The organism is Parapedobacter defluvii (genome assembly GCF_014642075.1).
Lineage (GTDB): Bacteria > Bacteroidota > Bacteroidia > Sphingobacteriales > Sphingobacteriaceae > Parapedobacter > Parapedobacter defluvii.
Genome location: NZ_BMIK01000021.1, coordinates 43,478 through 70,408 on the forward strand (window position 1 = coordinate 43,478; position 26,931 = coordinate 70,408).

Sequence of the window (26,931 nt, forward strand, 5' to 3'; positions counted from 1 at the left end):
GTAACGCCATGTACACCTTTTTATAGTTCCGTTTTTATAACTCCGCTTGTGACAAGCGCTATCGGATTTTTTACTTTTTATTTTTTACCTTTATTTTTTGAAATACATGGCAAAACAGAAGATTTTTGACACCGCTATACAACCCGAAACCGCTGTACTGGTAGGCATTATCCTGCCGGATTCAAGCGAAGAAAAAGAGCGGGAATACCTGGAAGAGTTAGCCTTTTTGGTGGATACTGCAGGAGGCATTGTAAAAGAGGTCTTTACCCAAAAACTTAACCACCCTGACCGGGCCACTTTTGTGGGCACGGGGAAATTGGATGAAATCAAAGCATACGTAAAAGCGGAAGAAATAGACATCGTGGTATTTGATGACGAATTGTCACCTTCTCAACTCCGCAACATCGAACGGGAATTGAATGTAAAGATTCTCGACCGCAGCAATCTCATTCTGGATATATTTGCCCGCCGGGCCAAATCCGCGCAGGCAAAAACCCAAGTGGAATTAGCACAATTGCAGTACCTCCTTCCCCGTCTTACACGTATGTGGACTCACCTCGAACGGCAACGTGGCGGCATCGGCATGCGGGGCCCGGGTGAAAGTCAGATTGAAAGCGATCGCCGGATGATTCTAAACAAGATCGCTTTATTGAAAGAACGGCTGAAGTCCATCGATCGGCAGGCCGAAACCCAGCGGAAAAACCGCGGACAGCTAATCCGCGTAGCATTGGTAGGATATACCAATGTCGGGAAATCGACAATCATGAACCTGATCTCGAAATCGGACGTATTTGCCGAAAACAAGCTGTTTGCCACGCTTGACACTACCGTGCGAAAGGTTGTCATTGACAACCTGCCATTTTTGCTGTCAGACACCGTTGGCTTTATCCGCAAATTACCCCATCATCTGGTGGAATGCTTCAAGTCTACCCTAGATGAAGTCCGTGAGGCAGATGTACTATTGCACGTGGTCGATATTTCTCACCCCAGTTTCGAAGATCACATCCGGGCGGTAAATGAAACCCTCAAAGAATTGGGGGCATTGGATAAGCCTACCATCACGGTGTTCAATAAAATTGATGCTTATCCGGGTGAAATGGAAGATTTTAGAAACAGCTGGATGGCGAAACACAACAGCCCGGCGGTATTCATATCCGCTACCGACAAAATAAACGTAGAAGAGTTTAGGAAATTACTGTATGATACCGTCGTAAACATGCACACGGAAAGATATCCGTACGACAATCTATTGTATTAAAGAGCAAGGATGAAAGGAATAAGGAATAAGGATGGATGGCGGACCGCTGAAAGCCGTAAGCCAATTCAACATGAATAAAAAAGTAATTTTCGAAGATTGGGGACTGATGGACTACCGGGAAGCCTGGGATAGACAGGAGGTCCTGTTTTCTGAGGTGATGGCTCAAAAAACGGCCAACCGTTTGGCAGGAAAAGCTTTCCCCACCACCAACTACCTTGTGTTTACAGAACACCCGCATGTATACACACTGGGTAAAAGCGGCAAGCCGGAAAATTTGCTCCTGGATGACGACGGGTTGACAGAAAAACAGGCAGCTTTTTATAAGATCAACCGTGGTGGCGACATCACTTACCACGGCCCCGGGCAGATCGTGGGTTATCCAATCCTCGACCTTGATAATTTTTTTACGGACATTCATCGGTATCTCCGCACACTGGAAGAAGCCGTAATCCGTACACTGGCCGATTATGGGATCTCAGCCGGCCGTTACCCGGGATACACCGGGGTATGGCTGGATGCGGACAACGCCCGGGCCCGTAAAATATGTGCGCTGGGCGTCCGGGCCAGCCGGTGGATCACCATGCACGGCTTCGCATTCAACGTAAATACAGACCTCTCATATTTCAACCATATCGTGCCGTGCGGTATCGACGATAAAGATGTCACGTCCCTGCAACGGGAGCTGGGTACTCCACAGGATATCAATGCGGTGAAAGCCCTACTGAAGAGCCATATTGCGGCATTATTCGGGATGGAATTTTCAAGTTACTGACAGCTATCTCAGATTCAACGGTGTTTTATTCAACGTCCGGGTAACATCTAGCGGCCGCGGATTTGAAAGATCCTTGTTAGCCTCATCTAATAACTTCACGCCCGGTAATTGCCGTCTCCTGCCGATATCCATCTGCCTCTGCATTTCCACCTGCATACTCGGATCGATGACTCCCAATGCTGTAGCAATAAGCGGATCCGAACGTGATCCCATGGGAGCAAAAGGAACCGTCTCACTGATCTGATAGTCCGGAGTTAGTCCATTAACGAAATTGCCGCCGCCATCTTTATTCTTGTACTTAAGGATAATCGGCTGGATACCCCAATCGTTCTCTCCCTCGAATTTTGGCGATGAGTTTTCAAACGTATAGGACGCCTCATCCTTACCATAGGTCTTTCCACCGATATGGATGACATCTATAAAAGGCTGAAGGTTGTTGATCAACAGCTCGCTGGCCGACGCCGAACTTTCTGTTGCTAATATAAACACCCTATTCAGCCCAAGATTCGTTGCGCTAACCAAGGGCTCATTAGCGGCACCGAACATGTCGGCATAGGTAAGTGTTTCATCCCGGAAATTTGAATTAAAATCAAACTGAATGAAGGGACTGTTAATATCAAAACCCCGGTGAATCAAAGCGGACATCAGCGCGGCGATATCCACTGCCCCACCTCCGTTGTACCGCTCATCGATAATCAGCTCGGTTACTCCTGCCGCCTTAAAGCGGCCAAATGCGTCAACCAGCTCTTGCGGCTGATCAAGAAAACGGTTATAAAACAAATATGCGACCTTCGTGCCATCGTCAGTAATGATCACGTCTTCCATATGAATGGCGTTTTCCTGAAAACCTTCTACCGGCGTCAGCGAGAGTGTCCCTCCCTCACTTATGGTGTTCCCATTGATAATGCCTTTTGTGAGGGTAAAGGTTTCATTACCGACCAAAGGCTCATAATCCTGAACATATCCGTCGCTCACGGTCAGCGCCACGCCATTCACCCGTGTGAAAATATCTCCACGCTTTATTCCGGCAGCATCCGCTGGCGAACCTTCGAGAACATACCGGACGGTAATACCCGCTCCATCTTCCCCAATCCTAAAAAAACTAAAGCCTAGTCCACTGGTCTTGATTACGCCGCTAAGTTCATTTTTCAACTCTTCTGCATTCTGAATCCAAGAAAACCGATCAGTTGGTGTATTCAACAAGGTTTCAAAGAAATCTTCCGGATCCAAATCAAAATCAAGGTTCCGATCCTGCGGTATCGAGGTGTTCCAATAGTAATAGTACCGCATCGTATCCGCGATCCAACGATTGATCTCCGAATTTGTCACTTCTCCCGTAGGTTCTGGTTCGGACGTTTCTTTTTTCTTGCAAGAAGAGACGACAATAAGTGACACAAACATCACCGCCGGTAAAATCCGATTTACCAAATGGGCGAAACGATTTAAAATCATACGTGCAAATCTTTAATCAAATCTAAGGAAGTCTGAACAAATTTCAAATGGAATCAGCCAGAAGTATGCCGTGACACTGTATATGAAATACTAATTTCCTGTTCAAATAGCAGATACGACGACATTTCTGCTTCTCCCAAACCATACACCCCTGTTTCGGCGTAACGCCCCGCGATGATAATCTCGGTATCCCCGCGATGATCATTAAACAAATTGTATACCAGCTCGGGGTCATTGTTGTCCCGAGATAGATGGGACAGAAACAGGTGACTCAGTTTCGGCGATCGATACCGCACAAACAGCTCCAAGGCTTCCGCGTTCGATAAGTGCCCATAGCCACTTCGGATGCGGTTTTTAAGAAAAAAAGGATAGCGGCCCTGCATGAGCATACCCACGTCGTAATTGGCTTCCAGGAAGGCCGCATCGCATTGACCAAAATAATTCACGACCCGTTCGCAGGCACGGCCAATGTCTGTAAAAACACCCACTGTATATCCGTCTCCGCTGATCAGAAAGCTGTGCGGATCTGCTGCATCGTGATATTTCCGGAAAGACGTGATATTCAGGCCGCCCACCGTCACCGTCTGCAGATCGGCCAATGGATATAGCAGCCGATCGGGGATAGCCAACCGGCAAGCAGCCCGTGTACCATCGGACAGGAATACGGGCAATTGGTATTTGTTGGCTAATACACTTAATCCCTTTATGTGGTCGGTATGTTCGTGAGAGACAAAAATAGCACGGACCTGCTGCATCGATAACCCCTGCCGGGCCATGCGTTTTTCCGTTTCACGACAGGATATACCCGCATCCACCAGAATTGCTTCACGGCCATTACCGATGTAATAGCAATTGCCATTGCTACCTGATGCGACCGAGCTGATGAAAAGAGGCATTTCACAAAGTAATGAAAAAATTAACATTCGGGCAAGCCCAGTGGAATATTCACAGCCAACCCTCCATCGGCGGTTTCTTTATACTTCACATTCATATCCTGAGCCGTTTCCCACATGGTTCTGACGACTGCATCCAGACTTACCTTAGCCTTATCCGGATTGGATTGCAGAGCGAGCTGTGCAGCCGTAATAGCTTTGATTGCGCCCATGGTGTTGCGTTCGATACAGGGTATCTGTACCAGTCCGCCTATGGGATCACAGGTCAGCCCTAAGTGGTGTTCCATGGCAATCTCGGCCGCCATGAGTACTTGCCGTTGCGAGCCGCCCAAACGCTCGGTGAGCGCGCCGGCAGCCATAGCAGATGATACACCGATCTCTGCCTGACAGCCCCCCATAGCCGCCGATAGGGTAGCACCCTTTTTAAAGATACTTCCAATTTCGGAAGCCGTGGCGATAAACCGAATAATCTGATCATCGCTCAACCCATCATGAAACGTAATAAAATACTGCAACACCGCCGGGATGACCCCTGCCGCACCATTCGTAGGTGCCGTGACCACCCGCCCGAATGAAGCATTTTCTTCATTGACTGCCAATGCAAAACAACTTACCCAATCCAGTGTGTACTGAAAACCGTTGCCCCCCGCACGAATAGCCCCTATCCAGCTTTCGTAATCGGCATAGGGCCTACCCGACATCAACCGCTTATTGAGCTTATGGGCCCGCCGCTCTACCTGTAACCCTCCGGGCAGCGAACCCGCCGTATGGCATCCCCGGTAGATGCAGTCACGGATGGTTCCAAACAACCGAAGGATTCCCTGCCGGGTATCTTCCTCCGGTCGCCAGGCCTGTTCATTTTCCAGTACCAGTTCCGAAATTTTGAGTCCCGTACGCATGCACCAAGCCAATAGGTCGTGTGCATTTTGTACGGGAAACGGCAAATCAACCTCCCGCTCCGTACCCTCCCCTTCACCCTCCTGTACCACGAAACCGCCGCCGATGGAGTAGTAGGTTTCGCTGACCGCCGTTCCATCAATCAACAGCGCCTGAAAAGTAACAGCATTGGGATGGAAGGGAAGACTCTCTCCAGATAAGAATAGTACGTCTTGTGAATACCGAAAGGGTATTTCGTGCGATCCAGCCAGTACCAACCGTTGCTGCTGTTTGATCCGTGTCACTTTGGGAGCAACCTCATCCACCGCAAAAGTCACCGGATCATCCCCACTCAACCCCAGCAATACCGCGACATCTGTACCATGCCCGATACCCGTCTTCGCCAACGACCCATAAAGCAGGATTTTGACAGCTTCTGTACGCTTAAGCAAATCTTTCTCTATCAGTTGATGCGTAAATTGCTGAGCAGCACGCCAAGGTCCCAACGTATGTGAACTTGACGGGCCAATGCCAATTTTGAACATGTCAAAAACTGAAATCTGCTCTTTTTTCATCGGTATTCCATTCATGTATGCCTTGCAAAGGTATTGCTTTTATTTCAAGACGACGATCCGGTGATATCTTTCAATTAATGCTTATAGTGCCTTTGTGAAGCGGGTGCCCAAAAGGAGAAGGAGAGATTGACAATTCTTTTTATGTGCATGCAAAAACATATTGTATATAAAAAGGAATTTACCTAAGTTTGACTTGAATTACAAACAAATACTAATCAATTTAATTGTTTCACTTCATCATCAAAACTAAAAATCATGGATAACTATGGAAACTATGACGGCGTAAGCGGCGGTTTATTTGCAGGTATCGGCATCGTTGGGATGATTTTTTACCTGGCAGTGATCGTATTGTACATCGCCGGCCTTTGGAAAATGTTTGAAAAGGCGGGGAAACCCGGTTGGGCAGCAATCATTCCTATTTACAATATGATCATCATTGCCGAAATTGTGGGCAAGCCGGTATGGTGGGGTGTTGTTGCGGCGTTAGTACCGTGCGTAAACATCGTCTTCTCCATTTGGCTGATCAATCTGCTGATGAAAAGCTTTGGCAAGGAAGTTCCCCTGTGGACCATACTGGCACTCTTTTTTGGAATCGTGGTGTTCCCTATTCTGGGCTTCGGCGATGCTAAGTACATCGGGCCTACCGCAGCAGAAGCCACGGGGGGCAACTCATTTAATAACCTGAAGGGCGACTTTGACAACTTAAAAGATTCATTTGGCGATCAAAACAATCCGCAAAACCCAACGGTATAACCTCCCCAGCACTCAATTTTTTGCAGGGGCAGTTTGCAGCCTGGAGGCTTCCTCCTGGCTGCAAAATTTTTTATTGCCCTGTCCATTCAAAGCACTGACCGGAATCGATTGCCCCGGCTGCGGATTCCAGCGTTCCCTGCTGGCCCTGCTCAAAGGCAACTGGGGGGAAAGTTATCACCTCTACCCACCTACCGTACCCTTATTAATCGTGCTGCTGTATGCCCTTGTTAAATGGATAGGCGGTTTCGATAAACGGGATGTGGTATTGAAAATCCTGGCTGTTGCCTGCGGTTGGTTTGTAATTGGCGTATATGTAGTCAAGTTATGGAACGGGCATGGATGAATGAGATCAGATTTGCGCGTTAGATTTTCGATTTTCGATTTTAGGCGTTAGATTTGCTGTGGATGATGACATTGGAGATTAGTACTATTCGTATTTGCGGGGGCTTGCTTCTTATTATTTTCTTATCGCTCTTATTTTTCCCAGGCTATGGTATTCCCAATCCACCCCTGGACGTATTGCCCAAACGCGAACTGCGTGGGGTCTGGATCGCAACGGTAGTCAACATTGACTGGCCGTCTGCCAATAACCTGACCACTGCACAACAAAAAGCAGAGCTGATTCAGCAGTTAGACAATCATCAACGGGCGGGCATCAATGCCGTCTTACTCCAAATACGGCCTTCTGCCGATGCATTTTATGCGAAAAGCCGGGAGCCGTGGAGCCGCTTTCTTACTGGGAAACCGGGGCAGCAACCCAATCCCTTCTACGATCCACTTGAATTTGCCATTGAGGAGGCACATAAACGCGGGATGGAATTACACGCATGGATCAACCCATACCGGGCCACTTTTGACCTGGTATCCACCAATACAACCGCTGATCACATTACCCGTCAAAATCCCGACTGGTTTTTCGTCTACGGAGGAAAAAAGCTGTTTAACCCGGGCTTACCCGAGGTAAGGGAATACATCACCGGGATTGTGATGGACATTGTACGAAACTACGATATTGATGGCATCCATTTCGATGATTATTTCTATCCGTATCCGGAAAGCGGCAAGCCGATTCCAGACACGGAGACTTTCAGAAAATATCCAAATGGCTTCCGGGACGTGGGCGACTGGCGCAGAAACAATGTCAATCTATTGATCCAGATGGTTTCGGACAGTGTGCATAAGGAAAAAAAATACATCAAATTCGGCGTAAGTCCATTTGGTATTTGGGACAACAAAAAAGACCAACCACGTGGATCGGCATCTTCCGGTCTCAGCGGCTACCGGCAACTGTATGCAGATGCACTGAAATGGTTGGAAGAGGGCTGGGTTGATTACATTAACCCGCAGATCTATTTTCCATTTGGCAACCCTGCAGCTCCATATGAAGTTTTGGCCGATTGGTGGAGCCAGCATGCCAACGGCCGGCACTTTTATATCGGCCATGCGGCTTACCGTGCCAATGAGAACCGGGAAGGCTGGCGGGAACGCAATCAGATTCCCAACCAGGTACGGTATGCGCGGCAGCATGCCCACGCGCAGGGAAGTATCTATTACAGTTCCAAACATATCAGCAATAATGCAGCCGGCCTTAGGGATTCGCTGCAATACAACCTGTACCGCTATAAGTCACTCCCTCCCAATATGCCCTGGCTGGACAGCGTTCCACCCGAACCTCCTTTCGGCTTACTGGCAACTGTTGCCGAAAACCGGACCTCTGTCATTCTCCACTGGCTGCCTTCAGCGCCTGCAGCCGATGGCGACGAAGCCTACGGGTATGTGGTGTACCGATTCAATGAAGGTGAAGAGCTAAATCTGAACAACCCACAGAACATTCTGTATATTACGTATGACAGCAAGCAGCTGACGTATACCGATAACATGACCCGCAGGAATGGCTACTACCGCTATGTAGTAACGGCCATAGACCGTATAAAGAATGAAAGTACGCCTTCAAACGTACGGGAAATATATATCGAGTGAATTGCGGTGCCGATTTTTATTTCTACTTCCCATCGCCATAACGGAAAAATGCATTGATAGTGACCGGTAATTTTCCGGAAGGGGTTAACTGCCGGAGGATGACTTTTGCAGCCGCCCGCTGCATGATATCATCATTTTGATAACATACAAGAATGGATTTTGCCTGTTCAACACCGGGCAATCCGGCAAGCGCATATGGGTTGGTAAATACACAAAAAACACTGTTCATTGCGGCCAGTTCGTTCAGGAACAGACGAACCGTTCCATTATAATTTAAGGTACTCCTTGGCCGGATGCGATCGTCGTGAATTGCCACGATTACCTGGCTGTACCGGCTCAGTTCATTGGCTACCGCCGCCACATCATCTGCCGTGGCCTTGGGTGATAATACGTAATTCATATGGTTGTCAAACCGCCACCCCAACATATCCTGGAATTCCGAAATCTGCGCCACTCCTACGCTGATGATAGCGGTTCGCTTGGTATAATCCAGGACTTTAATCAAGCTATCGCTTTTGAGTAAGGTCACTGATGCGTCCGCTAACCGCTGATTCAGCAATGCGGTTTGCCGCCTGTTGATATCGGAATACAAACCGTTAAGGTTTACCGGCTGTAGGGTATCCAGCCCAAGCCAATATTTGGCTGCCAGTATTTTCTTGACACGTGTATCAATATCGGGTTGGGTCAACCTTCCCTGTCTGACTGCCTTCAGTACCATATCAATTGCCCGTGCGCTATTTTCCGAGAGTTCCAACAGGTCGTTTCCGGCTAAAATTGCCCGGACATCGGCTTCGCCGTTCCGGAAATGTTTGACAACCCCTTTCATATCCATGGCATCGGTGAAGGTGAGCCCCTGGAACCCGAGCCTTTTTTTTAATACATCGGTAACAATGTGCTTGGATAACGATGAAGGCAGGTTGGGTGTCTTGTCCAGACTTGGGATGTTCATATGTGCAACCATCACGCCCGATGCTCCTGCTTTGATCAATTCGCGGAAGGGGTACATTTCAAGTGAGTCCAACCGACCGGCGGTGAATTTGAGCTGTGGAAGGTCGTAGTGTGAATCTACATCGGTATCACCATGCCCCGGGAAATGCTTCAACGAGGTAATCAGCCCTCCATCCATCATTCCCCGCATATAAGCAAACCCCTTACGGGTTACATTTTGTTTATCCTCACCAAATGAACGGAAGTTGATAACCGGATTACGGGGGTTGTTGTTGATGTCGACCACCGGTGCAAAGTTGACATTCAAGCCAAGCCGTTTAAAGTCTTTCGCTATTTCAAGCCCCATCTGATAGATCAGTGCTTCGTTCTGTATGGCACCCAGTGCCATCTGATACGGAAAGGAAACGGTCGAATCCACCATCCGCATACCCAACCCCCACTCTCCGTCGAACGCTACCAGCAACGGCACTTTTGACAACCGTTGGTAGCGATTGATGACCTGTGCATGGCGCACGGGCCCTCCCTGAAACAAAACAATTCCTCCCAACTGCTCACGCTGCACGACCCCCGCCACGGAATCGATATACCGCTGTCCTAAGTCCGTGTGAGCACGAACCATAAAAAGCTGGGCAACCTTGTCTCGCTGGCTGAGGGTATTGAATACGGAATCTACCCATGCATGCTGTGCATTGATAAAGGGAATAAACGCACCGCGTTGCTGGCCCATTACCTTAGCACATAATGACAACACGGCAAAACTAGTAATAAGGGTAGCTTTTTTGAGCATTTCTCTTATTTTTAGGTAGCAAGACCGTATTTGGCTTCCAGCAATTTAGCCATTTCTGCAGATTGCCCCAACTCGCCGTTGGCTTCTTTCTTCCACAGCGTTTCGATGATCATCAAGAGTAACTGCGTTTCCAGTTCCGGATTTTCGTGTCCCAATTCGGTAAAAGCACGTCGGATGGCCGGATAAACCGGCTTCATGAAAAGCTCATGCTGTTGGCGCGAAAATTCATGGTGCGATAACCGTTCCTGTAGTTTCCAGAATAAGGGTTCTTCACTGACTAATTCCCTGGGTAGATTAATCATACTGCGCAGGAAACTCTTGGCGTCCCGATAGATCATCATCCCCCGGTGATGCTGCAACACCCTACGGTATCCGGACTTAATCAAATGAAACAACAACCGGTCTTTGTTCCCGAAGTGTTTAAAGATAAGTGCTTCGGAAACTTCAGCCCGTTGGGCGATAACTTTTGTAGAAGTATCGATATACCCCTTTTCAGCAAACAACAAAAGTGCCTCCCTCATTATTTTTTCCTTTCTGCTTTCTGCTTTTTGCTTCATCATCGCTTCCTACCAAATGAACTGCAAATATATTACTCAAAAGGCGGTTACAGTAGCCAAATCGTGAAAAAAGACAAAAGCTTTTCAGAAAGTGAATCAATAAACGGCTGTAACAAAGCGATTACGATTAAACGTTGCATTGCTGACAGCGTCTTAATTTACTAAATTGTTTACACAGATACTAAAATTGACCATGAACAACCGTTATAAACGCTGTTATTTAGTGCTACCTTTCCTTTTCCTTTCGCTGACGGCATTTTCACAACAAGCTATACATGGCAAGGTCCTGGATAGCACGGATCATACGGGTTTACAGGGTGCCAGCCTGCGGCTGCTCACCACGCGCGACTCATTATTGGAACAACGGGCTTCGGGTGCAGACGGCAGTTTTCAATTGAAACAGGTGCCGCCGGGCAGGTATCGCATGCAAGTAAACTTCCTTGGCTACCGACCTGCTTTTTTAGATATCCACTTACCATCCGAGGGGCTTACCCAACCGATGAATATCCGCCTCATTCCCGAATACCGGGCATTGGAAGAGGTAGCCATCATTGCCGCCCCACCCGTTGCCGTGCTCAAAGGAGACACCACTGAATTCGATGCCTCGGCCTTCAGTACCGAGCCCTATGCGGACGCAGACGCGTTGGTTATGCAGATTCCCGGAGTCGAGATTGACGAGGAGGGGCAGATAAAAGCACAGGGTGAAGATGTACAGCGAATCATCGTGGATGGCAAAGAGTTTTTCAGTACCGACCCCCGTATCGCGTTAAAAACACTACCCGCAGATATCATTTCAAAAATCCAAATCATCGATGAAAAAAGCGAGCAGGCACAGTTTACGGGGTTTGACGATGGGCAGCGCCGGAAAGTGATCAATATCGTTACCCGGCCGGATCGCAGGCATGGGTATTTTGGCCGGGCGGCAGGTGGTTACGGAGCCAGCGAACGATACAACACTGGGGGAAACCTGAACCTGTTTAACGGTAATAGGCGCTTTACCGTCTTTGCCGTATCGAATAACGTGAATCAATCAGATTTTTCCATGGCAAGTATCGCAGGCGGGGAGTCGGAAGGCGGGCGTAACAGCCGTGGCGGAAGAAGCCGCGGTAATCCGGAGGGTGGTGGCAACGGCCGGGGAATTAATCAGACGAACAGCATTTCGGCCAACTTCAACAACGAATGGCTGGATGAGCGACTGGATTTCAACGCGAATTATGCATTCAATTCCACCCGTAACACGACAAATAGCCTGACCAATCGGGAATACCTGATCGGCGCCAATGCCAACCAATTCAACACCCAAAACCAGAAATCAAACAGTATCAACTACAGCCATCGAACCAATATGCGTATCCGCTTCGACATCGATTCTAACCAGCGCATCGATTTCCGACCCGTTCTGTCCTTCCAGCAAAATAACCGTACGTTATTTTCCAACAGCCACACGCTGTTATCCAACGACGATCCCATCAACGCGTCAGAGCGGACCAACGACAATGACAACTTCAATTTCAATTTCAATGGAAGCCTCGACTACCGGCTACGTTTGGGTAAACCCGGAAGGACCGTATCATTGAGTGCAAACGGTTCGGCTAATTCCAATAAAGGATTAGCACATACCTATTCGCTCAATGAGTTTTTCGAGTCGCAGACTACCGGTCGCATCGATACCGTCAGCAACCAAAATAACACGAGCGGATACGGAAATGGGATTACCGGTAGATTGGCTTATACGGAGCCTCTGGGTCCACATAGTGGCTTACAGGCCAATTACAGCCTTCGAAATACGGCCAACTATTCTAATAGGGAAACCTTTGAATTTCTGATTGAGACCGGACAACTGGGAGAGCTGGACCGGCAGTTGTCTAACGAATTCCGGAACGACTACACCTACCAAAGTGGTGGCCTGTCTTATCAAATTGCCAAGCGAGATTCTTTTCGTTTCGAGGTAGGCATTGATTTTCAGGATGCAAAGATCAACAACCGCCGTACCTTTCCAGATTCCCACATAGCGGCCAGCCACTTTAGTAGTTACCTGCCCAGCGCCAGTTTTTCTTACCACTTTTCTCGGGATAAGGAAGCACAGATCAGCTACAATTCGGCCACCAATGCACCTTCCATTAACCAGTTGCAGGATGTGATTAATAACCAGAACCCGTTGAACATACGTACGGGCAATGCTGATTTGAAACAGGAATACGGGCATCGCGTCAACCTTCGATTCAACAGTGTTAAACGGGAAACAGGGAGTAATTTCTCGGCTAATCTGAATGCCGAATTTTCCAATAACCGGATTGTGAATTCCACCTATATAGCAAGCAGCGACACACTGATTGCCCCGAATGTGCTATTGGGTGCGGGCGGACAGTTTACACGGCCGGAAAACATCAACGGGTACTACAGCGTACGAGTTAATACCACGTATGGCACGCCCATTAAACCGTGGAAAATAAACCTCAACCTCAGCACCAATTTATACCAAAACCACGACATCGGATTGCTGAACAACGCGGAAACATACGCTGATTCCTACGGCATCAACCAGCGGATCGGCGCGAACAGTCGTTTCGGCCCGCATTTGGTCATTGGGCTAAGCTATGTGGGCAATTATAGCATTGTACGGAACAACTCCAATACCGATCTGAGTTACAACTACTACAACCAAATTATCCGCAACGACCTGTCCTATACGTTTTGGAAGGGCATACGCGTGGCTTCTTCCTTCTATTACAATTATAACCAAGGGCTTGCCGAAGGTTACGACCAACAGTTTATTCTGTGGAATGCATCGATCGGCAAAAAGCTATTCAAACGGGAGGAGGCAGAGATTACGCTGTCGGCATACGACCTGCTCAACCGCAATACGAACATCAACCGCAGCATTAGCGAGCGGTATATACAAGATACCCAAAACAATGCGCTTCAACAGTATTTTTTATTGAGTTTTACCTACAACGTAAGGCATTTTGGAGGGGTCGCTCACCGCAACTTCCCTCCCCGTTGAAGGAAGGTTGCCCGCTTATCCATATAGGCGGAAGCATCTATCGGACGCACGGCTTCTTCAACAATGTAGGTATCAAAGCCCAGCTCCAACGCATCCATTGCAGTAAAATACACACAATAATCGGCAGCCAGGCCACAGACGGAAACAGCGGTCACCTTTCTGTCTCGTAAATAACCTGCTAAACCCGTATTTTTACGTTTGCCATTATCAAAAAAGCCACTGTAACTGTCGATATCGGGGTCAGTGCCTTTACGGAAAATAGCTTCGATACGGCGTGTGTCCAGCAGACCGGCTAACTCCGCGCCGCCACTTTCCTGCACGCAATGATCTGGCCACAGCACCTGCTCCAGTCCACCGAGATCAATGACTTCAAATGGCTTACGACCGGAGTGGGCAGAAGCAAAACTTTTATGGCCCGCAGGGTGCCAATCCTGCGTGGCCACAACCAAATCGTAATCTTGCTGTATCCGGTTTATTTTTTCGATAATCTCATCGCCCATTGGCACCGCCAGTGCTCCGTTTGGTAGAAAATCATATTGAATATCGACAACAATCAATGCGTGCATATCCGAAAATCCAGTTTATTTAGAATAACAAACTTACGGAATTTCAGAACTAAAGAGCGAATTGCACGCCAACTATTCCGCCGAAATAGAACCCATTGAATACGTCATCTCCCTGCCACTTCCATAAGTACCGGTCGTTACGGATGTCAGGCTGGTCGCTTTCAAACAACAGGTGGTTGAACGTGGGGCCGGCAAATAATTCGAAGCGCGGCGTAATCCGGCAACCGGCAAGTACGCGCAGGCTCTGCCTACCGTATACACCATCCTCAAAATTGGTCATTGCAGCACTCGCCAGTTCCGCATTGAGCCGGAAGGCCTTCGCAGTGACCAGGTGTGCCCCCAGTCCTCCTTCGATTACGTAACGGGCTTCTTCATAACCAAAGTGATACCCCACACCCAAAAGGCCATACAATACGCTCCCTCCCGACCGCAAAGCCAGCATCGCATTTCCCTGTTCATCCGCGGTAAATCCAAGCTGCATTTCGCCTTCCTTAATGACATTCACAATGCCGATCGGATAATCACTCTCTTCTGCCACATTGATCAAGCCGGCTATCTGAACTCCTTTTACTTTCTTTGCGATATTGATCAGCCCGGCTACCTGAGTGCCCGCATCTCCCGCCTTATTTATCAGTCCCGCTAGCTGCACGCCTTCTGCATCGCCTGTGGAATTCAGGAGCCCGGCCACCTGGGCTCCTTGCGCGCGACCGTGGATCTGATTCAACACCCCTGCTATCTGTACGCCGTTTGCATCGGCACCCACGTGATTGGATACACCGGATACCAGGGTTCCATGGGCATCGCCTTTGACGATACCGGAAACCCCGGCAATCAAACAGATGTCTTCCTGCTGTGAAATTCCCGCTATCAGGTGCAACGAAAATTTATTGGTATCCAAAGCGGCTGTTTTGCCATTGGTACTGAGTGGATAGATGATGCCAACATGTGCATGGTTGGTTTTACCATGCTGTGCGATGGCGTGATCCGAAAAAATTAATGCCAACAGTGCGCAAGCAAACAGCCGGACTGGGTTAAGGGTATTCCTGCTTTCTTTCATTTTTTGTTGTTTTCAGCATAAGACAACAATTTCAGGAATTACCCCTACCCGGCATTCCGAAAAACCCGGTAAAAACAAAAAGCATCCGCTGATCGGTCAGCGGATGCTTTTATATGTTAGCCGATTATGCCGTATTTATAGCAGTCCTTTTTCAATCAGCTTTTCGGCAATCTGGACAGCATTGGTAGCTGCACCTTTACGCAGGTTATCGGCCACCACCCAAAGGTTCAGGGTGTTGGGCTGGCTTTCATCCCGGCGGATACGCCCTACAAAAACTTCGTCTTTGCCGTGTGCGTCTTTCGGCATGGGGTATTCCAGGTTAGCCGGATTATCTACCACCACGATCCCAGGCTGCTTAGCCAGTAAAGCGCGCACCTCGTTCACGTCAAAATCATTGTCAAATTCAATATTGATTGATTCAGAGTGCCCGCCGACAACCGGAATACGCACCGTGGTAGCTGTCACACGGATGCTGTCATCGCCCATAATCTTATTGGTCTCCTTGATCATTTTCATCTCTTCCTTGGTGTATCCGTTGTCCTGGAACACGTCAATATGCGGGATGACATTCAGATCGATGGGGTATGGATAGGCCTTTTCGCCCTCTACACCGGCACGTTCATCCTGCAACTGTTTTACGGCCTTCACGCCTGTACCGGTTACGGATTGATAGGTGGAAACGACCACCCGTCTGATGGTATATTGCTCATGCAACGGTTTTAATACAACCACCATCTGAATGGTAGAACAGTTCGGATTCGCAATGATTTTATCCTCCGCAGATAACACATCTCCGTTTACTTCCGGCACAACCAGTTTCTTCGCCGGATCCATACGCCAGGCGGAAGAGTTATCGATGACGGTGATACCGGCAGCCGCAAATTGAGGGGCATATTCCGTTGATGTACCTCCGCCGGCAGAAAATAATGCAACGTCCGGTTTAAGTGCAATGGCTTCGTCGGGTGTCACCACCTTATATTTCTTTCCCTTGAATTCGACTTCCTTGCCTTTGCTCCGCTCGGAAGCTACCGGAATCAATTCTGTTACGGGAAAATTACGCGCTGCTAACACGGTTAACATCTCCGAACCCACAAGTCCGGTCGCGCCGACTACTGCCACTTTCATTTTTACCTTGTTGTTTTTTGTGAACTAAATTTAATAATGTTTACCTTTAATTTTTAAAGCTGCCAAACATACGAAATTTGGCGCAACATCAGGCTAAGGAATTGTAAAAACCTTTAACCAAAACCCATTGTTTATCAGTCTTCAAACCCATGAAAAGCTATTTATTCCTATTCTTCGGCTGGTTGCCGATGCTTCTCGCCATCCAACCCCCAGTCAAACCCTTGTCTGGTAATCCGGTAAAGCCATCCACGCCCGCGCAAGAAAAGTTCAAACTTATGCCGGATGATACACTGGGTGTCCTTTTTTTTGACGACTTCTCGGAAAAGTTATCTAGCCAATGGGCTGGTGATCTCGCTTCCTTTACGCTTGTTGACCAACGGCTGACACTCACCACACAGGCTGCTCCACCTGTGTTCCTTTCCACGGCAACCAATCGTATGCTGAATACGTGTTGGGAAGCCGGCATACAGGTGCAGGGTGCATTGACCGCAACCAATTATGTGCGGCTCTATTTAGCATCGACCAGCCACTTACTTCACGATCCGCAACAGGGCTATCATTTGCAGATAGATGGCAAGCAGCAGACACATATATATAGCCTATGGCGGCAAAATGGCCGTACCCGTTCGCTAATCCTGCAAAGCCGCCCGTTCCCCAATCAGGGAAATGCGTTCCGCGCACGGGTACGGGTTACCTGCAGTCCAACCGGTAATTGGCAGATCCTTGCAGATGAAAACGACCGTGGGAAGTTTGAAGTGGTGACAGATCCAAACGGCATTCCAACCGTAAAAGACATCACCTACACCGCTGCAGCGTATGCCGGCTACGCAATCAATTTCTCACCTGCCCGATGGGCCGACTTTCAACTGGATTATTTTCTCATCAAACCACTTGATCCGACATCGGACGGGGCAACAACCCAAACCATCCAACCCGGCGACATCCTCATCAATGAAATCCTTTCCAATCCGAAACCGGATGGTGTGGATTTCGTCGAACTTTATAATTACTCCGATAAAACCATTGACCTGCAACAGCTTCATATAGCCAGTGTCAACTCAAAAGGTTTGGTGGGAAGCCGGAGGAAAGTAAGTGAGCGATCCGTTCCCATGCCTCCCAATGACTATAAAGTACTGACTACGGATCCGACGCTTCTGCAACGGCACTACCCAAACGGTGCCGCCAGCACATTTGTGGAAATGCCTGCATTGCCCAATTTCAACAATGAAACGGGTGGTGTGGTCATTTATAGCAATAATCTAACCCTTGACAGCCTCTTTTATACACCGGAAATGCAGGCCCCGTTTATAGTTACTCCAAAAGGTATTTCACTGGAAAGGCAATACTTCTCAACGCCTACTAACCAACCCGGAAACTTCCGATCAGCGGCCACCGTAGGCGGCGGTGCGACGCCGGGATACCCAAACTCCCAATCGAAATCAGCAGCTGAGCAGTATGGTTTTTTCCTCAACTCTAAAACTTTTTCGCCCGACAACGACGGATTCGAGGATGAATTGGAAATCACCTACTTTCTGCCAGATCCTGGTTTTATGGTCAACATAGAAATCTACGATACCAGCGGGCAGCTGGTCAAAAAATTACAGCGTAACCAAAGTCTTGGTACTCAAGGCTATATTACATGGGACGGCTTATCGGATAGCGGACAGCACCTTCCTATCGGGATTTACATCGCAGCAATTGAAATCTACCATCCGCAAGGGGAAACAAAAATGTACCGTCTGAGCTTCGTATTGGCCGCCAAACTGTGACGAAAATGGAAATTTTGCTAAGTTTGCAACCGATGGATGAACGGATCGTTATCATTGGATCAAACGGCCAGATCGGAACCGAACTGGCAATTGCTTTACGGGCAAAGTTTGGGCTGCAACAAGTGGTCACGTCAGACATACGGGAACCGCAAATATCGGATCCTGCCGGACCGTTCGAAATCGTCGATGTATTAGACCGAAAAACGCTGCATCAACTTTTTACGAAGTACCACCCCACCCAGGTTTACCTCTTGGCAGCTATGCTCTCGGCCACGGGCGAAAAACATCCCCGTCAGGCATGGGACCTCAATATCAACGGCTTGTTGAATGTGTTGGATTTATCCCTTGAATATGGCGTAAAGAAGGTGTTCTGGCCCAGTTCTATTGCTGTGTTCGGACCCCATTCACCGAAAACGGACACTCCTCAGTATGCTGTGATGGATCCTAACACCGTTTACGGCATCAGCAAACTCGCCGGGGAGCGTATCTGCGAGTATTATTACCAACGCTATGGCCTGGATGTGCGCAGCATCCGGTACCCGGGCGTCATCAGCTGGAAAACTGCTCCGGGGGGTGGCACAACCGATTATGCAATACATATTTTTCATGAAGCGTTGAAAAGTAATCGTTATGCGTGTTTTCTTGCTTCCGGCACCACTCTCCCCATGCTGTACATGGACGATGCTATCCGGGGTACGTTGGCACTGATGGATGCTCCGGCGGAAGATCTCAGTATCCGGTCCAGCTACAACCTGACGGGCGTAAGCTTCACACCGGCTATGCTGGCCAATGAAATCCGCAAACACCTGCCGGGATTTATCATAACCTATGAAGAAAATGACCCGCGCCAAGCCATTGCCGATACATGGCCCAATAGCATCGATGATACCGAGGCCCAACGGGAATGGGGATGGAAACCCCGGTTCAATCTCAGCGAAATCACCACAGACATGCTAACAAACCTTAAAGAAAAAACACAGATATAAAAGATGGGAAGAGCATTTGAATTCAGGAAAGAGCGCAAATTCAAGCGTTGGGCTAAAATGGCCGTGCAATTCACACGTTTAGGCAAAGAAATTGCTATTGCAGTTAAAGAAGGCGGCCCCAATCCCGAAGGCAACTCACGCCTACGCACAGCCATCCAGAATGCCAAGGCCGTAAATATGCCAAAAGACCGTATCGAAGCGGCTATCAAGCGAGCTTCCGATAAGGACGCGAAGGGTTATGAGGAACACGTATACGAAGGGTATGGCCCCCATGGAGTGCCTGTTCTGATTGAGACGGCGACTGACAACACCAACCGGACGGTTGCTAACATCCGTAGTTATTTCAGTAAAGCGGGTGGCACGTTGGGGAAAACCGGTTCACTGGACTTTATCTTTCAGCGGAAATCTGTTTTCCGGTTTACGGTAGGAGAAGATGTAGACCTGGAAGAATTAGAATTGGAACTTATTGATGGAGGGTTGGAAGAGCTTTACGTTGAAGCAGATGAAGAGGGAAACGATGTGGTGGTAGCACAAACTTCATTTGAGGATTTTGGCAATATGCAACGTTTACTGGAAGAAAAGGGTATCGAAATAAAAAGCGCAAAACTGGAACGGATTGCCCTCTCAACTACTGAAGTCTCTGAAGAAGATGCGGCAGAAGTACTCAAATTGATTGACAAAATCGAAGAGGATGACGATGTACAAGCTGTATATCATAACATGGCCTGATGACGTTTGAGGAATTTTTCATAAAAAAGAAAATTGACTTGGTACAGCTGCGACGTGCCAAACCCGATTTATATGAGGAATTCCAAAGTCACTATGTGAAAATGGGCGAAAAGAGTTTCGACCATACCAAAAAATACTGGTTCAATCGGCTCCGTAAAGACTATTTACTCAGGGAGTCAGATACAGTGGAAACTAAAGCCGTAACTACCGCCGCAGCGGTACCTGCGTCATCCCGAGATATTTCAACTACGAGCGCAAAAAATACATCCCCAGCAGCTGCGCCCCCCACTGGACTATCTTCGATGAGCCCTTCGGGCTTCAAACCTCGGTTTAAGCCGGGCGTAACCAAACCCGCCGAACCCGAAGAGCCGATAAAGGACAAGCCGACAGAACCGACGGAGAACAAGCCGACAGCTAGCGAAGCATCTCAGAAAGCTGCACCACCCACCGGGTTCAAACCACGCTTTAAGCCGGGTGTAACCAAACCAGCCGCACCTACGGAACCAGCGAAAGATCCGGTCCAACAGGAGCCAACCGCAGAACCGGAAGCTCCAAAAGAGGCCCTAGAGCAAACACCTGCAAAACCGTTGGGATTATCTTCGATGAGCCCTTCGGGGTTCAAACCACGCTTTAAGCCGGGAATCACCAATAAAAAAAATGAGGATAACGAATAATTAACGCTATTTAAATACCCGATCTTCCTTTTCAAATTCACGGCGAATGCCGGCGAGCAATTCATCCTTCTCCATAAAACGGTTTCCCTTTGAAAAGGCCTGGAGCGCCGCATAGTGCACGGCCTGCACAATAGCTGAGCCACTGAGTTCATACTTTTCGGCAACTTCTTTAAGCGCTATGTCGTCCTGAAGCTTCCCTTTGGTCGGAATCATGGTTTGCCAAAGCTTGAGTCGCTCTGCAATACCCGGCATGGGGAAATGAACCACCGCATTGAATCGCCTCATAAACGCTTTATCGATGTTATTTTTAAAATTAGAAGCCAAAATAACCAACCCCGGGAAATCTTCGACCCGTTGCAATAAATAGGCTACCTCTTGATTGGCGTATCGGTCATGGGAGCTCTGCACATTGGATCGTTTGCCAAACAGGGCGTCCGCTTCGTCGAAAAACAATATCCAGTCGCGGTTTTCCGCACGTTGAAAGATTTTCTCCAAGTTTTTCTCCGTTTCACCGATGTATTTGGATACCACCTGTGAAAGATCGATCCGAAAAACCTCCCGGTTGAATTCCTTTCCCAATAACGTAGCCGTGAGTGTCTTGCCTGTACCGGGTGGACCATAAAAAAGCACACGGTAGCCGGGCTTGATCACCCGATGCATCTCCCACTGGTCGATCAACGTTGCATTATAGCGAAGCCATGTCCTGATATCCTCTAATTGCTGGCGTGTTTTATCGGCAATCACCAAATCCGGCCACTCCAATAATGTACTTATCGGCTTAGCGGGAAAATCCGGACCAAACACGGGCCGTTGTTCTTTACCGAGTAATAATTTGGATAGCCATTCCGGCGTCACGACCAACCGCCCGCTCATCGGGGGTTCACCTTCTTTCACGGCCTCCAGGTAAATTACGCCTTGTTTGACTAACTGGCTTTCTCCCATAAGCAGCCGCTGGACTTCCATACGTTTTTCGATGTTACCCCCGGCGATAATAAACAAAGCGGTTTCACCCGTAGGAAGAAATCCACGGTGGTTACCTGCATTCTTTACGCCCCCCATTTCGATGATATCTCCGCCGTTGGGTAAAAAATCCTGAATGATGCGGTCGTAAAAAGCCGGGTGGAGATGCGGAGCCAAGGATAACATCAGCAAGGTTTTCTCGGTATCTGTTGCCTGTCTCAAGCACATCGAACAGTAAGACCCGTCATCGCGCACCGCCCAGTGCGGCTGTTCATCAGTGCGCGCATCACCCGGAGCAAAGTACGCGCGGAGCCTCAGCCTAACAAGCTGTTCGGTTTGCCTAAGCAGATCGGTCCATGTATGTGTCAACGTCTGTCGGTTCATATTTTTAGTTTCAAGCCATATGACGAAATTCTTCGATCACCGGAAAATCCCCACGCAATGCCGGTGGCGGCAGCGCTTGCATTTGCTTCTTCCATATATCGATATGATCCATAATGAACCGATGCCGTGCCGGCGAACGCAGTAGCAGCACGGAATTAGTATAGACATACGCAGCGATGGTTTCCGCAAAATCCTCCCCGGGTCCTCCCGCTACGGCATAGCGGGACATCGGCTGTTCGATCCACTGGGGGTTGTTCCAATCATGCTCCTGTATGTGATATTGAGTGGGAGGCGGCGTACCTTGACTTATCGCATCGGCAACCGTTTGCTGGCCGATATCAAATAACTGTCCGCCCACCCAGCCTGTTGCACGATTGAACTTGGTAAATACGTTGGAATCAGCACGGTGCGCATCTTCAGCCATCGCGTGCCCCAGTTCATGCACGATGTTCTCCCTCAGGCTGTGTTCACGCGATTGATAAGGCCGGGGGGCTCCCGGTGTTTCCCCCGCTGCGGGGGCAAGAACTACCCCTGCGGAGGGATAGGAACCACTGGCATTGCTCCTGGCATTTGGAAACGCGCGACTACGCGAAAATGCCTCAAAAACCGTCAACCTCCCTCCTCCAAATGAAGCCCCGACATCGGGTCTGGCAACGCCGATACCGGCAGCATCCGGCTCGTAATCCATCTTAAAAAACATCACTGTACGGATCGTCGGGATGGCACCAAAGGTTGCGGCCACATCTTCAATTGCCCGGATGATGTGAGTGTAGTCAGCCGAAGACGTACCGGGGTTCCAGGATTGCCAATTGGGAATGGAAGGTGTTGCGGGGCTTCCATGCCTGGTCAAAGACTCTTCTTGTTCGTCTTGGGTGCCTGTACGGATATCCTGCACCCCAAAGTAATCCATCAGGTATCGATCAAACTCCGCACGGCTGATCTCTCCTTGGGGTATAGACCTGAATAAAGGATTGGGTTGTCGCTGCGGGTTGCGTTGGAGGACCTGATTGCCTAACGGACTGAGCGCGGGCTGGAAAAAAGGCATGGCACCCAAACCCGGGTGACGGTGGGGCAATGTGACTGCCGGCACTGACAAAGAGGAAGTCCGCTGATTGTGATCGTACGCCATAAGGTTCGTCGTTAAGCCATGTGTGAAACCGTCCCTGCCGCCGGATAATCACCGATAGGGTATACTCGGGTATGGGACGCCTTCCAGTTACACCCTGTAAAGTAATACATCGCAGTGGTAAAGGGTGTGTAATCCCGTGCCGAAACAATCCACCCTGACCCCATGAGGTCGCCCCGCTCGCCGACTGTGTCGCCATATTGATCACCCGATGGGCAGGTACCTGTCTGCGGATCACACTCAATATGCGGTATACCCAACATATGCCCGAACTCATGCTCGGATGCCCGTTGCTGAAAATCCTGTCCGAGCCTATTGCGTGTCACCCTATCGTTGTCCAATGCATCCAGCCTTGCCGTCCGGGCATCCGAATTGGCACTGCTTCTTCTGGAACCAGCAGCCACCTCAACGGTATAATGCGGATTACCGGTAACCGACTGTACATTGACCCGTGCAAAAATAGTTTCATGTGTATTCAGGCAGATGCCTTCGGGAACTAAATAAAAACGGTAACTCCACCGATTCTGTACATGATTGATAAAATCCGTTATCCAGTCTTGCTGGTCCTGGTCGGAAGCCCATGCACCCGTAAAATCAAATTTGATACGCATAAGCAAGGTCAATGTATTCGTATCCCGGTTCAATTCGGCATCGTATAAGCCAAATCGATTGCGCATACCCAACCCAAACCTCCGTTCGACATCGGGACCGGCAGATTGCCGTTGTACGTTACCGCTTATTCCTCCCTGTTGCACCACGTGCGTCAACTCATGTGCCATTAACCGTTTACCATTTGCGGAAGTCGGCTGGTACTGCCCTTGGTTGAATACGATATGGTTTCCCATCGTATACGCCAAGGCATTGATTTGCTGGGCAGATTGTGCAGCATGCATATCTGTGTGAATACGCACGTCCGAAAAATCACGGTTAAACCGTGGCTCAAAAAAGTTCCGTTCGTCGGCAGATAATGGCCTGCCCAATCCACGCAAACCGTTAATATAGCGTTCGAAGCCTCCATTAACCTGCGGTATTGCCGGATTTTCTTCTTTCCGTTGTAGCTGCTTTTCTTCTTCCTCACAGTGCTTGCATTTGCGTTGCACCGGCATGCGCATTACGCGATCGGCTGTGGCGTCGGCTTCCTGTTCGTAGTGATCATCCGGCGGGTTTATCGCAAGTTTGGGTTGAAAAAACAACGCTTTCACTGCCCGCCCTTTATGGGCTGCCTCGTGGTTGGCCTTATAGGCTGAGGGATGTGCATGTGCGTTCATGACCTATCGTTTCTTTTGGATTAATGAATCAGACTTTCTCACGGACTGGTGCAACCGTACGTTGTTCGCCGCCTTATTGAACAGTTTGTCCTTGGAGATACGCAAGATTTCCAGGTTATCGTCTGTAGGGGCCTGTTCTGCCTGTTGCAGTTTTCGTTCGATATCCTGGGTTACCAAGATGGTGGTTTTTAGGTCGTCCGCTCCTACCGCTTCCCTCGCTTCTTCCGGAATCTTATCAATAGTCTGCAACGCATCCCGGTCTTTGCCCAGCATATAGTTGGCCTTGGCAACATTTATCAATGTTTTGGGGTTCTTCACTTCCTTGTCTTCCAGTTCCTTTACCTGGGCTTGCAGCGCTTTTCGGGTTTCGGGATTTTGGGGATCGTCCTCATATGCGCGCAAGGTGTTTTCCAGTGCGATACCTGCTTCATTGATTTGTATCTTGGCAATGGAAGGCCAACCGATCATGACTACAGGTATAATAAAGAAAAACAGCAGCACGTTAAGTTTTTCCTTTCGCCAGGCATACAATACCATTAAAAAGAGCAAAACCAAAAAAAACAAACTTCCCAATACGAAGAGCAATACTTCGTGCATGTGTAATCCATCTGTTAGTTGTTCCCAAAAATTCATGAGTTTACCGAATTAATTAAAGTAAAAACTGCCGTCTTGCCGCTGTTTCGACTGCCTGCGGACAGCCCACCCTGCGATAACCTGCCGGTTCTTCCAGCGTTATCTGTTCGTCCCGCATGCCGGATTTTTCCAACGTGATGGTTGCCCGTCGTAACAGCGGGTATACCGTATCGCGCTGCTGTTCCAAACTCATAGATTCCATTTGCTCCAGCAGTTCTTCCGTGCGATGTGCCGATTCATCTGTTGACGTTTTGAATTCATCAACAGCATGCTGTGCTAATGGCGTGCCCTCTATTTCGCGGCCCCTATCGTCTGAGAGCGTATACAATTCGCCCATTCCAATGGGTCGCACATCGCGCACTACGTCTGCCGTACACCGTCTGGAATCCCGCATACTTAATTGTTGCGCCGTACAGATGGATTCGATCTCAGCGAGTGCAGCAGTTGCTCTACTTTCTCCCAATTCTCTGTTGCCTACAAATCGCCTTCCCCGCTGCATCGGCCCTTCGGGAGACGTATGCCCCGTGATGCGCGTCACCCGATACCCCTCTTGCAACAGTGTGGTAATCTCCGTCAGCATCCGGGCGCTGCGGGTCCGATCGATGGTAGCACTTGCGTAGTCAAAATAGATAAAGCGTTCTTGATCACGGTAAGGAACCCGAACCGTAATTTCATACGGCGAGGCCTCATGCCACTTCTCGCAGACCAGCTTGACCGAAAGCGGAACAGACGTACATTCAAACGTTTCATCGGTACGGCCGGGGGTGACCGTAATATTGCCGCCAAGCACCCATCCCTCATCGTCACCTTGTCCCCGGACTCCGATGTCAAGGGGTCCTATCCGAATACCCAAAGAACCTGCTCCTCCGGTAACACCTTCCAATCCAACCGTAACCTCTCCCCGCGCGGTGATACTGAACTGACCGGACCGGGCGACTAAGACTTCGATAAAAGGTGTTACATCGACCCCTTCAAGGACACGTTCGATGTCGCCGATGGCTCCACGAGTGACGGCATCCAAAATTCGTTGGGCAACTCCGATAGCACTCTCCGGAATGTTCGCACCCAGTTCGACCGTGCCCCGCGTGGTATCGCGACAGACCTTTATCGTAATCGTGACGTTTGTTCGGTCGATGTCGGCGTCTATGGAGCCTGAGGATCCGCTGCCTCTTCGTCTGCTCTCCAATACGCGGGTTACCCGATAGCGTTCTCCTTCATGTTCCACTTCCACAAGATTAGGCGCGATGCGACGTGTCGTCTGCCGCTGTATGGCCCCGGCACCGCCACCTTGCTGCACCACATGGGTCAATTCATGCGCCAGGAGTCGCTTCCCGTTTTCCGATCCGGGTTGATACTGGCCGGTGTTAAATACGATATGAGTTCCTGCGGTATAAGCTAATGCGTTGATACGATCGGCAGACTGTGCGGCATCGCTCCCTGTATGGATGCGCACATTGGAAAAATCATAGCCAAAACGCGGTTCAAAGAAATCCCGCTCGGATGGCGGCAGTATGGTGCCTCGTCCATGCAGCGAAGACACGTAGTTTTCGAATCCTTCATCCACCACAGGGGTAACCAAGTCGGCTCCCTTTCGCTGAATCCGTTTTTCTTCCTCCTCGCAATGCTTGCACTTGCGCTGTACGGTCATCCGCATGACCTGATCGGCCATTGCATCCGCTTCCTGTTCATATTTATCTCCCGGTTGGTTTACCGTCAATTTGGGCTGGAAGAAGACGCCATGGGTGGCTCTGTTAGCCTCAGCATTCGAAGCGACTTTTGGTGACAGCATCGTAGTAGCA

23 protein-coding genes are annotated in these 26,931 nt (G+C 49.1%); 10 read left to right on the plus strand and 13 right to left on the minus strand.

The features are described 5' to 3' along the window. The first annotated feature begins 106 nt into the window (after positions 1-106). Together hflX and lipB are read left to right on the plus strand one after the other, a co-directional pair. Positions 107-1,258 (plus strand): GTPase HflX, encoded by a 1,152-nt coding sequence (gene hflX, locus IEX60_RS20765; protein WP_188753321.1) that lies wholly within the window; start codon positions 107-109, stop codon positions 1,256-1,258. A gap of 70 nt (positions 1,259-1,328) precedes the next feature. Further along, a complete protein-coding gene (lipB, locus tag IEX60_RS20770) occupies positions 1,329-2,030 on the plus strand; it encodes a lipoyl(octanoyl) transferase LipB (protein ID WP_188753322.1) in 702 nt (233 codons plus the stop codon). 3 nt (positions 2,031-2,033) lie between these two features. Here lipB and IEX60_RS20775 read toward each other — a convergent pair whose 3' ends face one another. The 3 genes from IEX60_RS20775 to IEX60_RS20785 are packed head-to-tail and all read right to left on the minus strand — an operon-like array spanning position 2,034 to position 5,826. Further along, positions 2,034-3,482, minus strand: coding sequence for a S41 family peptidase (locus tag IEX60_RS20775; RefSeq protein ID WP_188753323.1), 1,449 nt, complete (start codon positions 3,480-3,482; stop codon positions 2,034-2,036). Between the two features lie 53 nt (positions 3,483-3,535). Next, on the minus strand, positions 3,536-4,378 hold the full coding sequence (locus IEX60_RS20780; RefSeq protein WP_188753324.1) for an MBL fold metallo-hydrolase: 843 nt from the start codon (positions 4,376-4,378) through the stop codon (positions 3,536-3,538). Positions 4,379-4,398: 20 nt separating this feature from the next. Next, positions 4,399-5,826, minus strand: a complete 1,428-nt coding sequence (locus tag IEX60_RS20785) for an L-serine ammonia-lyase (protein ID WP_188753356.1) — start codon at positions 5,824-5,826, stop codon at positions 4,399-4,401. Between the two features lie 255 nt (positions 5,827-6,081). Here IEX60_RS20785 and IEX60_RS20790 point away from each other — a divergent pair, with 255 nt between their 5' ends. From IEX60_RS20790 to IEX60_RS20800, 3 genes are all read left to right on the plus strand, one after another. Continuing rightward, positions 6,082-6,579 carry a DUF5684 domain-containing protein gene (locus IEX60_RS20790; RefSeq protein ID WP_188753325.1) on the plus strand — a complete coding sequence of 166 codons (498 nt, stop codon included), beginning with the start codon at positions 6,082-6,084 and terminating at the stop codon, positions 6,577-6,579. Further along, positions 6,542-6,922, plus strand: a complete 381-nt coding sequence (locus IEX60_RS20795; protein ID WP_229717683.1) for a DUF2752 domain-containing protein — start codon at positions 6,542-6,544, stop codon at positions 6,920-6,922. The genes IEX60_RS20790 and IEX60_RS20795 overlap by 38 nt, the downstream gene beginning before the upstream one ends. A gap of 104 nt (positions 6,923-7,026) precedes the next feature. Continuing rightward, positions 7,027-8,559, plus strand: coding sequence for a glycoside hydrolase family 10-like protein (locus tag IEX60_RS20800; RefSeq protein WP_229717684.1), 1,533 nt, complete (start codon positions 7,027-7,029; stop codon positions 8,557-8,559). Between the two features lie 22 nt (positions 8,560-8,581). Here the strand turns inward: IEX60_RS20800 and IEX60_RS20805 are convergent, their stop codons facing one another. Continuing rightward, positions 8,582-10,294, minus strand: coding sequence for a glycoside hydrolase family 3 protein (locus tag IEX60_RS20805; protein WP_188753326.1), 1,713 nt, complete (start codon positions 10,292-10,294; stop codon positions 8,582-8,584). 11 nt (positions 10,295-10,305) lie between these two features. Beyond that, the gene (locus IEX60_RS20810) at positions 10,306-10,854 is read right to left on the minus strand and encodes a TetR/AcrR family transcriptional regulator (RefSeq protein WP_229717685.1); all 549 of its coding nucleotides are present in this window, start codon (positions 10,852-10,854) and stop codon (positions 10,306-10,308) included. Positions 10,855-11,044: 190 nt separating this feature from the next. Between IEX60_RS20810 and IEX60_RS20815 the strand changes: the two genes are divergently transcribed. Continuing rightward, positions 11,045-13,855, plus strand: coding sequence for an outer membrane beta-barrel protein (locus IEX60_RS20815; protein WP_188753327.1), 2,811 nt, complete (start codon positions 11,045-11,047; stop codon positions 13,853-13,855). Here the strand turns inward: IEX60_RS20815 and pncA are convergent. The 3 genes from pncA to IEX60_RS20830 all read right to left on the minus strand — a co-directional run bounded on the left by pncA (position 13,831) and on the right by IEX60_RS20830 (position 16,603). Next, positions 13,831-14,421 carry a bifunctional nicotinamidase/pyrazinamidase gene (pncA, locus tag IEX60_RS20820; RefSeq protein WP_188753328.1) on the minus strand — a complete coding sequence of 197 codons (591 nt, stop codon included), beginning with the start codon at positions 14,419-14,421 and terminating at the stop codon, positions 13,831-13,833. The genes IEX60_RS20815 and pncA overlap by 25 nt on opposite strands. A gap of 49 nt (positions 14,422-14,470) precedes the next feature. Further along, entirely contained in the window at positions 14,471-15,478 is a 1,008-nt protein-coding gene (locus tag IEX60_RS20825) for a hypothetical protein (protein WP_188753329.1), read from the minus strand. A gap of 135 nt (positions 15,479-15,613) precedes the next feature. Next, the gene (locus IEX60_RS20830) at positions 15,614-16,603 is read right to left on the minus strand and encodes an aspartate-semialdehyde dehydrogenase (protein WP_188753330.1); all 990 of its coding nucleotides are present in this window, start codon (positions 16,601-16,603) and stop codon (positions 15,614-15,616) included. 149 nt (positions 16,604-16,752) lie between these two features. Here IEX60_RS20830 and IEX60_RS20835 point away from each other — a divergent pair, with 149 nt between their 5' ends. Genes IEX60_RS20835 through IEX60_RS20850 form a run of 4 tightly spaced genes read left to right on the plus strand, consistent with a single transcriptional unit; the run spans position 16,753 to position 20,761 of the window. Next, entirely contained in the window at positions 16,753-18,372 is a 1,620-nt protein-coding gene (locus IEX60_RS20835; protein WP_188753331.1) for a lamin tail domain-containing protein, read from the plus strand. A gap of 5 nt (positions 18,373-18,377) precedes the next feature. Further along, entirely contained in the window at positions 18,378-19,358 is a 981-nt protein-coding gene (locus tag IEX60_RS20840) for an NAD-dependent epimerase/dehydratase family protein (protein ID WP_229717686.1), read from the plus strand. Positions 19,359-19,361: 3 nt separating this feature from the next. Further along, positions 19,362-20,087 (plus strand): YebC/PmpR family DNA-binding transcriptional regulator, encoded by a 726-nt coding sequence (locus tag IEX60_RS20845; RefSeq protein ID WP_188753332.1) that lies wholly within the window; start codon positions 19,362-19,364, stop codon positions 20,085-20,087. Further along, the gene (locus IEX60_RS20850) at positions 20,087-20,761 is read left to right on the plus strand and encodes a hypothetical protein (protein WP_188753333.1); all 675 of its coding nucleotides are present in this window, start codon (positions 20,087-20,089) and stop codon (positions 20,759-20,761) included. The genes IEX60_RS20845 and IEX60_RS20850 overlap by 1 nt, the downstream gene beginning before the upstream one ends. A 6-nt stretch (positions 20,762-20,767) precedes the next feature. On the opposite strand, the gene IEX60_RS20855 is transcribed toward IEX60_RS20850, so the two are convergent. Genes IEX60_RS20855 through IEX60_RS20875 form a run of 5 tightly spaced genes read right to left on the minus strand, consistent with a single transcriptional unit; the run spans position 20,768 to position 26,921 of the window. Continuing rightward, positions 20,768-22,105 carry an ATP-binding protein gene (locus IEX60_RS20855; protein ID WP_188753334.1) on the minus strand — a complete coding sequence of 446 codons (1,338 nt, stop codon included), beginning with the start codon at positions 22,103-22,105 and terminating at the stop codon, positions 20,768-20,770. Between the two features lie 10 nt (positions 22,106-22,115). Next, positions 22,116-23,234 (minus strand): hypothetical protein, encoded by a 1,119-nt coding sequence (locus IEX60_RS20860; protein ID WP_188753335.1) that lies wholly within the window; start codon positions 23,232-23,234, stop codon positions 22,116-22,118. Positions 23,235-23,245: 11 nt separating this feature from the next. After that, entirely contained in the window at positions 23,246-24,499 is a 1,254-nt protein-coding gene (locus IEX60_RS20865) for an eCIS core domain-containing protein (RefSeq protein ID WP_188753336.1), read from the minus strand. Between the two features lie 3 nt (positions 24,500-24,502). After that, complete coding sequence (locus tag IEX60_RS20870) at positions 24,503-25,132, minus strand: hypothetical protein (RefSeq protein WP_188753337.1); 630 nt, start codon at positions 25,130-25,132, stop codon at positions 24,503-24,505. A 16-nt stretch (positions 25,133-25,148) separates the two neighbouring features. Continuing rightward, entirely contained in the window at positions 25,149-26,921 is a 1,773-nt protein-coding gene (locus tag IEX60_RS20875) for an eCIS core domain-containing protein (RefSeq protein WP_188753338.1), read from the minus strand. Positions 26,922-26,931 lie beyond the last annotated feature (10 nt).

Excerpts from the sequence above, each read along its gene's own strand:
- hflX (WP_188753321.1), top strand. The coding sequence starts at position 107 with ATGGCAAAACAGAAGATTTTTGACACCGCTATACAACCCGAAACCGCT.
- lipB (WP_188753322.1), top strand. The coding sequence starts at position 1,329 with ATGAATAAAAAAGTAATTTTCGAAGATTGGGGACTGATGGACTACCGG.
- IEX60_RS20775 (WP_188753323.1), bottom strand. The coding sequence starts at position 3,482 with ATGATTTTAAATCGTTTCGCCCATTTGGTAAATCGGATTTTACCGGCG.
- IEX60_RS20780 (WP_188753324.1), bottom strand. The coding sequence starts at position 4,378 with ATGCCTCTTTTCATCAGCTCGGTCGCATCAGGTAGCAATGGCAATTGC.
- IEX60_RS20785 (WP_188753356.1), bottom strand. The coding sequence starts at position 5,826 with ATGAAAAAAGAGCAGATTTCAGTTTTTGACATGTTCAAAATTGGCATT.
- IEX60_RS20790 (WP_188753325.1), top strand. The coding sequence starts at position 6,082 with ATGGATAACTATGGAAACTATGACGGCGTAAGCGGCGGTTTATTTGCA.
- IEX60_RS20805 (WP_188753326.1), bottom strand. The coding sequence starts at position 10,294 with ATGCTCAAAAAAGCTACCCTTATTACTAGTTTTGCCGTGTTGTCATTA.
- IEX60_RS20810 (WP_229717685.1), bottom strand. The coding sequence starts at position 10,854 with ATGATGAAGCAAAAAGCAGAAAGCAGAAAGGAAAAAATAATGAGGGAG.
- IEX60_RS20815 (WP_188753327.1), top strand. The coding sequence starts at position 11,045 with ATGAACAACCGTTATAAACGCTGTTATTTAGTGCTACCTTTCCTTTTC.
- pncA (WP_188753328.1), bottom strand. The coding sequence starts at position 14,421 with ATGCACGCATTGATTGTTGTCGATATTCAATATGATTTTCTACCAAAC.
- IEX60_RS20825 (WP_188753329.1), bottom strand. The coding sequence starts at position 15,478 with ATGAAAGAAAGCAGGAATACCCTTAACCCAGTCCGGCTGTTTGCTTGC.
- IEX60_RS20830 (WP_188753330.1), bottom strand. The coding sequence starts at position 16,603 with ATGAAAGTGGCAGTAGTCGGCGCGACCGGACTTGTGGGTTCGGAGATG.
- IEX60_RS20835 (WP_188753331.1), top strand. The coding sequence starts at position 16,753 with ATGAAAAGCTATTTATTCCTATTCTTCGGCTGGTTGCCGATGCTTCTC.
- IEX60_RS20840 (WP_229717686.1), top strand. The coding sequence starts at position 18,378 with ATGGAAATTTTGCTAAGTTTGCAACCGATGGATGAACGGATCGTTATC.
- IEX60_RS20845 (WP_188753332.1), top strand. The coding sequence starts at position 19,362 with ATGGGAAGAGCATTTGAATTCAGGAAAGAGCGCAAATTCAAGCGTTGG.
- IEX60_RS20850 (WP_188753333.1), top strand. The coding sequence starts at position 20,087 with ATGACGTTTGAGGAATTTTTCATAAAAAAGAAAATTGACTTGGTACAG.
- IEX60_RS20855 (WP_188753334.1), bottom strand. The coding sequence starts at position 22,105 with ATGAACCGACAGACGTTGACACATACATGGACCGATCTGCTTAGGCAA.
- IEX60_RS20860 (WP_188753335.1), bottom strand. The coding sequence starts at position 23,234 with ATGGCGTACGATCACAATCAGCGGACTTCCTCTTTGTCAGTGCCGGCA.
- IEX60_RS20865 (WP_188753336.1), bottom strand. The coding sequence starts at position 24,499 with ATGAACGCACATGCACATCCCTCAGCCTATAAGGCCAACCACGAGGCA.
- IEX60_RS20870 (WP_188753337.1), bottom strand. The coding sequence starts at position 25,132 with ATGAATTTTTGGGAACAACTAACAGATGGATTACACATGCACGAAGTA.
- IEX60_RS20875 (WP_188753338.1), bottom strand. The coding sequence starts at position 26,921 with ATGCTGTCACCAAAAGTCGCTTCGAATGCTGAGGCTAACAGAGCCACC.